The organism is Acinetobacter sp. YH12134, from assembly GCF_013418555.1.
Lineage (GTDB): Bacteria > Pseudomonadota > Gammaproteobacteria > Pseudomonadales > Moraxellaceae > Acinetobacter > Acinetobacter indicus.
The window spans coordinates 1-1,488 of record NZ_VPBT01000051.1 but is presented as its reverse complement, the minus strand read 5'-3'; the positions used below and the strand labels follow the sequence as shown (position 1 = coordinate 1,488).

Sequence of the window (1,488 nt, the reverse complement as noted above, 5' to 3'; positions counted from 1 at the left end):
GTAGTACAGTCACCAGCAGCAAATACACCTTTGACATTGGTTTCGTTGCGGTCGTTAATCACAATCTCGCCACGGTTGCTCAGCTCAACTGCGGTTTCTTTCAAGAAGTCGGTATTTGGCAATAAACCGATCTGTACAAAGATCCCTGCCAGTTCAACCGTATGCTCTTCATCTGTTGCACGGTCTTTATATTTCAGCGCTGTCACTTGTGAACCATCACCCACGACTTCTGTTGAAAGTGCATTTTTAATCACTGTGGTATTTGGCAAGCTGTTCAGCTTGTCTTGCAATACCTGGTCGGCACGTAACTTGGTATCAAATTCTACTAAGGTTACATGCTCAACAATACCGGCCAAGTCAATCGCTGCTTCTACACCAGAGTTACCCCCACCAATGACTGCAACACGCTTGCCTTTGAATAAAGGACCATCACAGTGCGGGCAATACGCCACACCACGGGTACGGTATTCTGCTTCACCTGGGACATTCATCTCTCTCCAGCGTGCACCGGTTGAAAGCACCACAGTTTTCGATTCCAGCTTGGCACCGTTTTCCAAGGTCACTTCAACTAAACCGTTGGCTGTTTCATCTGCACCTTTAATGTCAGATACACGTTGTAGGTTCATGATGTCGACACCGTATTCACGTACGTGTGCTTCCATTTCAGCGGCAAATTTTGGACCTTGGGTTTTCTTGATTGAAGTGAAGTTTTCAATGTCCATGGTGTCCATCACCTGACCGCCAAAACGTTCCGCCACGATACCGGTGTTAATGCCTTTACGTGCTGCATAAATCGCTGCAGTGTTTCCAGCAGGTCCACCACCAATCACCAGTACATCAAAGGCCGCTTTGGCATTTAACTTTTCAGCTTCTTTGGCTGCAGAGTTGGTGTCTAATTTGGCAATGATTTCTTCCAGTGTCATACGACCCTGACCGATGTGATTGCCGTCCTGGAACACCATCGGTACCGCCATGATCTTACGTTCTTCCACTTCATCCTGGAAGAATGCACCATCAATCATAGTGGCAGTAGTACCCGGGTTGTAAATCGCAATAAGGTTCAATGCTTGCACCACGTCTGGACAGTTATGGCAGCTTAACGATACGAACACATCAAAGTCCGATTGGATACCCAAGTCTTTAATAGAAGCTAATACTTCATCAGACACTTTTGGTGCATAGCCTGAGGTTTGTAACAATGCCAGAATCAAAGAGGTGAACTCATGGCCCATTGGCAAACCTGCGAAGAATACACGCGGCTGTTCACCGGCTTTGGCGACACCAAAGCTTGGTGCACGTTTGTTGTTACCATCGAAGCGTGCAGTCACCTGATCAGACAGGGCGGCAATTTCAGTTACCAGTTCTTTGATTTTGTCTGATTTGTCAGAGCTATCTAAAGTGGCCACTAATTCGATTGGACCTTCAAGGCGTTCTAACAAGGCTTTTAATTGGGCTGTGGTATTTTGATCTAACATTGCTAACGTCTCC

At 46.5% G+C, this 1,488-nt stretch carries 1 protein-coding gene; it reads right to left on the bottom strand.

Annotated elements, in window-relative coordinates; genetic code table 11:
- Positions 1 to 1,475: alkyl hydroperoxide reductase subunit F (gene ahpF / locus FTU69_RS14635; protein ID WP_180104104.1), on the bottom strand; the 1,475-nt coding region annotated here is incomplete at its 3' end.
- Positions 1,476 to 1,488: the final 13 nt, after the last annotated feature.